Source organism: Endozoicomonas sp. ONNA2, from assembly GCF_024606365.1.
Lineage (GTDB): Bacteria > Pseudomonadota > Gammaproteobacteria > Pseudomonadales > Endozoicomonadaceae > Endozoicomonas.
In genome coordinates, this window is the sequence record NZ_JAHHPO010000644.1 from 1 (window position 1) to 6,511 (window position 6,511).

The window sequence follows — 6,511 nt, forward strand, 5'->3', positions numbered from 1 at the left end:
CTCAATTTCTCGCAATCCTCGCTACGGGCGCTATTCTCGGACAGCCTCCCAGGCTATACATTTATGAGTTGGATTCAGAAAATACCTCCACCGAAATCGCCCCCACCGAAATCGCCTCCCCCACTGTAACCGCCTCCACCGAAATCGCCCCCACTGAAATCGAACCCACCGTAATCGCCCCCCCCACTGTAACCGCCTCCACTGTAATCTAATCCACTGTAATCGAGTCCACTGTAATCGAGTCCACTGTCATCGAATCCACTGTAATCGTCTGCAGAAGCTACATCCAGGTCAAGGCTTACATCAGGTATATCCAGGTCAAGGCTTACATCAGGTATATCCAGGTCAATGCTCATTTCAGGTAACTGGCTTGAATCAAAAGACATAGCCACGGGATCAGCTGCAAAGTCAGAAGCTGGCATGGATAAATTTTCAGTGAGGGTATTCGGAGCAAGATCATCACTCGTATTATCAAGATTATATGCATAACCGCCAGCCATGTTGCCAGAACATTCCAGGGATAGGAATAAAGAAATATACAGAGCCGGCATCCAAAAACCGTCTATTGAGAAATACCGGTTAGTGGGGCTGGTTAAAGATAAGTTAGAGTAATAACTGCCAAGTCCCTTATGGAGCAACTGCAACGAGGAATTTAACTCTTGCTTCTTTTTGGACGCATTATTATCGAATTCATAGGTTATATTACGCATCTTGTCCTCAAGCTGATGCCTGAGCTTATTAATGGCAGCTGTTTTTCTAATCTTAAATATGCTTTCTTTAGTTTGATAAGCTTCTATTTTTTTGATGTGTTCATCTATTTGGGCTGGTTTCTTAAACTTTTTTTTAATTGCTCTTACCGTACGGTGACTTCTTTCATAATATGAGTGACTTCTTTCATAATATGAGTTGATCAATTGTTTGGCGTCCGCTCTCATTTCGTTTGTGGGTGCGACCATCATAGCATCCAAGGCAAGCTTAATGCCTTTATTCAAGTGCTTTTGAAAACTTTTTATGTAAGGACTGGTACGACCGCGAATATATCCGAAATAGGAATCGGCCTCTTTAAATGCAGTGGAGGCCTCTTCAAATTTTCCATTATAGATTGCACGTGGTTTGTTGGTGATTTTATGAAATTGCTGCTGGTAGCGGTCTTCGTGTGATTGAATAATGTCATCAATCTGGGACTGATATTTATTAAGTAAAGCAATTCTTGATGTTTCAGTAGCTTTGTCAAGTTGTTGGTTGATTTGATATTCAATCAGTTGTTTGTAACGTTGTTTGAGTTGACTATGATCTGGATTCTTCTCTAAACCTTTGCGGCAAAAGTCACTGTGGTCTTTATGAAAATAAAGATTTTTACTGAGCCGATAAAAATGGTCGGCGCTGACTGCAAGTGACACCACCTTTTCATATAAGGTATCAAAGAATGTATCATCAATATTGGGATTAGCATCATTGATTTTTACAAATGTATCCAGTGCAGCATCAAAGTGGGTAATGTATGCACATATCTTGCTGAGTAATTTTTTGGCAGCTTCTTCGTTGCCCAGACCATAGCGATGTATTCGGTTAAATGCAGTTCTGGCATGGGCTAATGAGTCGACCTCATTGGCCAGTACAGAAAATGCCTTTTTGAGAATTCTTTTTGCACTGTCTTTAAAAATATCCTCAACCGCTTCATCCAGTAAAAATAGTGACTGTGCAGTTACCTTTGCTTCTGGTAAACGCTCTATTGTATTTAACATATCCTTAATCAGAGCGGAACGGTTTGAAGTTGACAAGATTTTGATATTGCTGTGGTGATGTTTAACGAAGTCGATTAACGACTCCATAGTATTGAGGGAATCAAGACGAAAGCGCATATTCACAACGGTCATGCTCTCAAGTATTTCCTTCAATCGGCTATAAAACTGTGAGCGGCGGTGTTCCTGCTTTTGTTTTTCATCGACCAAACAAGTTAACCGGTATAACGACTGAATAGTCTCGGCGTTACCAGAGTGTTGGGTCAGGTCCTGTTGAAATAGTGTCGATAATGATTCCTGCAACGAACTGAACGTGTTGGGTAATGTAAATAACTCAGATAACTCTGATTCGGCGAAGTGAAGCAAGGGCCCGATACTGGCAAATGATTGAATGGTGCGCCTTAGATTATCTTCCAACAGCGTATTTATTGCCTGGGTTTGTTCTCTGACATTGCCCTCTAGCCAGCGGTATATTCTGTTACTGTGTCTGGCTATGGGTACCCTGAGATTATCAGCTGTAGCGGTTTCCAGAGATCTCAATGCCACTTTGTTGTGGTTATAAGCTGTGATTGGATCATCCTGGGCGCCATTCAATTCAAGGCTATTGCGCCGGGTATCAATCTGGCGTTCATTTTCTCTAAGGCCACGATACAATCGAAACGATTTAGGCAGACGTTGTCGCAAGGAAGGCAAGCAAGTCTGCGTATGTACTGGAATACCAGAGCGTCTCTGCAGTCCGGTATCTGGAGGTACCGATGTCCTTTGAGATAAACCGATGTTCACACGGGGCAACACGGGAGAAGCCGTTTGCTCCTGGTAATTTTGGGATGAACACCATGATGTTGCATTTGACAGGGGTAAATCAGCTTTCATAGTCATATCCAATCAATAGTTACATGACGTGCAGAGTGTTTTACAACTCTTGAGAAAAAATGTTTGAGGAAAAATGAACAAATGTTACATATCTGATCATTCATACAGATATGACTGTGATTTCATGAGAATGTTCCGTAAATTTTTATTTTTCTCATACCGTGAAATAGTCGGGTTAATTTGATGAAGCAGCCTTCCCTTAAGCGCCTCTATTTATAATTAATTTCTTATTTTTTATACGAAAAAATAATATATTGGGGCCTGGCGTAATTTCCAGGATGTCGTTGTATGGAACTGTCACTTCTGCAGGTTGTTGCTGCTATGGGGGTTGTTGGCCTGGGGGCTATGGTCCAGGGAGCCATCGGCTTTGGCATGGCGGTTGTTGCCGCACCTGTTCTTTATCACATTGATCCTGCTCTGGTGCCGGGACCGCTGATTTTTTCCGGTATGGCGATTGGTGCCCTGGGTGCCAGACGTTATGCCAGTGAGATTGATGTTTCAATTATGGGCTATGCCCTGTTGGGTCGGGTGCCCGGATCCATGATCGGGGTGTTGATTCTGACCCTGGTCAGTATCCGGCATCTGAGTCTGGTGCTGGGAGTCGCGGTACTGTTGGCGGTTGTCGGCAGCTTTCTTCCCGGTAAATTGAAAACGACACCATTCACTCTGTTCAGTGCGGGCCTGTGCTCTGGGATGCTGGGCACGGCAGCCTCCATCGGTGGTCCACCGATGGCGCTGTTGTTACAAAATGAAAGTGGCAACCGGATCAGGGCCAATCTGGCGGGATTTTTTGTGGTTGGCAGTTTTATTTCGCTGGTGATGCTCGGTATTAATGATCTTTTATCTATCAGGCAACTTTTCTATGGTGTGTGCCTTTTTCCAGCTGTGTTAACGGGTCACTGGCTGGCCGGTAAAGTCGCCGGGAAGGTTGAACAGGAAAGGATCCGCCAGATTATGCTGGTTCTTTGCAGTCTTTCGGGGATAACCGCAATTGTGTCTGCTGTTTGATGGTTTTGGGTGAGAGTTGACAGAAATCACTATTTTGGATAGGTTATCTCGCCACGCGCTGATTTGACCTTGGCTTGCGAGCGCATTACAAATTCCGCTAAAAGAAGGGTTTCAATGTTCTAATAAAGAATACCTTATGAAACCACTCTGCTAGCAACAGGGTGGTTTTTTTATGTATATGATCGAATTGAATAACCTGTCCAAGGTATTTGCTGCCGGTGGTGCTGAGGTCAAGGCCATTGACGGAATCAACCTCTCGGTACCTGAAGGCGCCATCTATGGTGTGATTGGCTCCAGTGGTGCCGGGAAAAGTACCCTGATTCGCTGTGTCAACTTGCTGGAAAAACCCACTTCCGGCCAGGTTCTGGTGGATGGGCAGGATCTTACCCTGCTCAGTGAGAAATCATTGCGTCAGGCCCGTCACAGTATGGGTATGATCTTTCAGCATTTCAATCTGTTGTCCAGCCGCACAGTGTATGACAACGTTGCCCTTCCCCTGGAGTTGGCAGGTGCCACTGAATCCCGGATTGCCGGGGCCGTTCTGCCCCTGCTGGAATTAACGGGGCTGGACGCCAAAAGACACAGTTATCCAGCCCAGTTGTCCGGTGGCCAGAAACAGCGGGTTGCCATTGCCCGGGCCCTGGCCAGCAAGCCGAAAGTTTTGTTGTGCGATGAGGCAACATCCGCGCTGGACCCGCAGACAACCCGGTCAATTCTTGCCCTGCTCAAAGACATCAATCGCCAGCTGAAGATTACCATTCTGATCATTACCCATGAGATGGAGGTGGTAAAAACCATCTGCGATCGGGTGGCCATCATGAGCTACGGAAAAATCATAGAAGAGAATGCGGTGGAACAGTTCTTTCTCAACCCCCGGACAGATCTGGCCAAGGAGTTTGTGCGCAGTGCGATTCATGAAAAACCGGTGGCTGAAATTGAAGCCAGGTTTCAGTCCGGGCCTTGCGCGGGTACCAGGCCGGTGGTACGCATTACCTTTGTCGGGCAGGGGGTTGTGCAGCCGGTGATTACCAGGGCGGCAAGACAGTTCAATACGGACTTTAATATCCTGCAGGCGGATATTGAAACGGTCAATGACCAGGCCATGGGGTTTTTGATGGTAGAAATTATGGGTGAGCCTGAAGGCATTGAGCAGTCGCTGCGGTTTCTCAAAGGCTTGCATAACTCATCCGACAATACGGTCCAGGTAGAGGTGATTGGTTATGTCAGCTGATGCATGGTCACTGTTGCTCAAGGCGCTGTGGGAAACCCTCTATATGGTGGCATGTTCCGGCAGCATCAGCTTTCTGCTCGGTATCCCCCTGGGTGTTCTGCTCTACGTGACCCGGGAAGGGCGTATTGTGGAAAACCGGGTTGCTAACCAGGTGGTGGGGGGGATTGTCAATGCTGGACGCTCTATCCCTTTTATTATCCTGATGGTGGCCATCGTCCCATTGACACGACTGCTGACGGGTACTTCCATCGGTACTACAGCAGCGATTGTGCCACTGACCGTGGCGGCGATCCCTTTTGTCGCCCGCATTGCAGAAGGCGCCCTGAACGAAGTGCCTGCCGGATTGGTAGAGGCTGCCCAGTCCATGGGTGCCAGCCCGTTACAGATTGTTACCCGGGTGTTGCTGCCGGAGGCCAGACCCGGGCTGATCAATGGCATGACCATTACCCTGGTGACGCTGGTCAGCTACTCGGCCATGGCCGGTGCCATCGGCGGCGGCGGCTTGGGGGATCTGGGTATCCGTTATGGCTACCAGCGGTTTGATGGAGTCATCATGCTGGCCACGGTGGTGGTATTGATCGCCCTGGTGCAATTGCTGCAGATGGTGGGTGATCGCCTGCAGCAGTTTTATGATCGCAGTCACTGAATAATTAATTATAAGGTTTAAAGTTCGGGAGTAATCAATGACTTTTAATATTCTGAAAACAGTAAAAATCCTGGTCAGTTCGGCGGTATTGGCGTCAGCGGCATGGCTGGCTGGCTGTGGTCAGTCGGACGATCCAAATGGCCCGCTGAAGGTGGGGGTGATGGCGGGGCCTGAGGCCGATGTGATGAAAGTGGCCGCAGACATCGCCAGAAAGGACCATGACGTGGCTGTGGAGCTGGTTGAGTTCTCTGATTATGCCGCCCCAAACGTAGCGCTGTCGGACGGCAGTATTGATGCCAATGCATTCCAGCACCGTCCCTACCTGGACAGCATGGTGCGTGACCGGGGCTTCAAGCTGGTTGCCGTTGGTAACACCTTTGTTTATCCCATTGCCGCCTATTCAAAGAAACTGAAAAACATCAGTGAATTGCCGGACGGTGCCAAAATCGCTATTCCCAATGACCCCAGTAATGAAGGCCGTACACTGATTCTTCTGCATCAGCGTGGTTTTATCAAGCTGAACGATGTGAATAATCTGGCAGCAACACCGGCGGATATCATAGAGAATCCACGTAATTTCCAATTTATTGAGCTGGATGCGGCGCAGCTGCCCCGCTCACTGGATGATGTGGATATGGCCTTTATCAACAATACCTATGCGGTACCGGCGGGCTACACCCCAACCCGTGATGCCCTGCTGGTGGAGGATAAGGACTCTCCGTACGTGAACATCATTGTTACCCGTGACGATAATCAGGAAGACCCGCGCGTACTGGCCCTGGTTAAGTCGTATCAGACGGATGAGGTTGACGCCAAGGCTGCAGAGCTGTTTAAGGGGAGCGCTGTCGCTGGTTGGAAGTGATTTTCTGATTACTGGAAGCGGTTTGCTTCTCGGGCCTTACGATAGACATTAAGCATCTATCTATTAATTCAAGAAGCAGAAGTTTTGAACCACAAAGCACACGAAGAGCACAAAGGAAAAGAAAAGCTCTTCTTTGTGCTCTTGTCGAG

5 protein-coding genes are annotated in these 6,511 nt (G+C 47.6%); 4 read left to right on the top strand and 1 reads right to left on the bottom strand.

From position 1 onward, the window contains the following. Nucleotides 1-74 precede the first annotated feature (74 nt). Nucleotides 75-2,615 carry a hypothetical protein gene (locus tag KDK14_RS11315; RefSeq protein ID WP_257265225.1) on the bottom strand — a complete coding sequence of 847 codons (2,541 nt, stop codon included), beginning with the start codon at nucleotides 2,613-2,615 and terminating at the stop codon, nucleotides 75-77. A gap of 288 nt (nucleotides 2,616-2,903) precedes the next feature. Between KDK14_RS11315 and KDK14_RS11320 the strand changes: the two genes are divergently transcribed. The 4 genes from KDK14_RS11320 to KDK14_RS11335 all read left to right on the top strand — a co-directional run bounded on the left by KDK14_RS11320 (nucleotide 2,904) and on the right by KDK14_RS11335 (nucleotide 6,362). Continuing rightward, the gene (locus tag KDK14_RS11320; RefSeq protein WP_257265226.1) at nucleotides 2,904-3,623 is read left to right on the top strand and encodes a sulfite exporter TauE/SafE family protein; all 720 of its coding nucleotides are present in this window, start codon (nucleotides 2,904-2,906) and stop codon (nucleotides 3,621-3,623) included. A 178-nt stretch (nucleotides 3,624-3,801) separates the two neighbouring features. Continuing rightward, nucleotides 3,802-4,854 carry a methionine ABC transporter ATP-binding protein gene (locus tag KDK14_RS11325; RefSeq protein WP_257265229.1) on the top strand — a complete coding sequence of 351 codons (1,053 nt, stop codon included), beginning with the start codon at nucleotides 3,802-3,804 and terminating at the stop codon, nucleotides 4,852-4,854. Continuing rightward, nucleotides 4,844-5,500, top strand: coding sequence for a methionine ABC transporter permease (locus KDK14_RS11330; RefSeq protein ID WP_257265227.1), 657 nt, complete (start codon nucleotides 4,844-4,846; stop codon nucleotides 5,498-5,500). The genes KDK14_RS11325 and KDK14_RS11330 overlap by 11 nt, the downstream gene beginning before the upstream one ends. 37 nt (nucleotides 5,501-5,537) lie before the next feature. Next, entirely contained in the window at nucleotides 5,538-6,362 is an 825-nt protein-coding gene (locus tag KDK14_RS11335; protein WP_257265228.1) for a MetQ/NlpA family ABC transporter substrate-binding protein, read from the top strand. Nucleotides 6,363-6,511 lie beyond the last annotated feature (149 nt).

What these genes read in the sequence shown, in the direction of transcription:
- KDK14_RS11315 (WP_257265225.1), bottom strand. Translation starts at nt 2,615, where the DNA reads ATGAAAGCTGATTTACCCCTGTCAAATGCAACATCATGGTGTTCATCC.
- KDK14_RS11320 (WP_257265226.1), top strand. Translation starts at nt 2,904, where the DNA reads ATGGAACTGTCACTTCTGCAGGTTGTTGCTGCTATGGGGGTTGTTGGC.
- KDK14_RS11325 (WP_257265229.1), top strand. Translation starts at nt 3,802, where the DNA reads ATGATCGAATTGAATAACCTGTCCAAGGTATTTGCTGCCGGTGGTGCT.
- KDK14_RS11330 (WP_257265227.1), top strand. Translation starts at nt 4,844, where the DNA reads ATGTCAGCTGATGCATGGTCACTGTTGCTCAAGGCGCTGTGGGAAACC.
- KDK14_RS11335 (WP_257265228.1), top strand. Translation starts at nt 5,538, where the DNA reads ATGACTTTTAATATTCTGAAAACAGTAAAAATCCTGGTCAGTTCGGCG.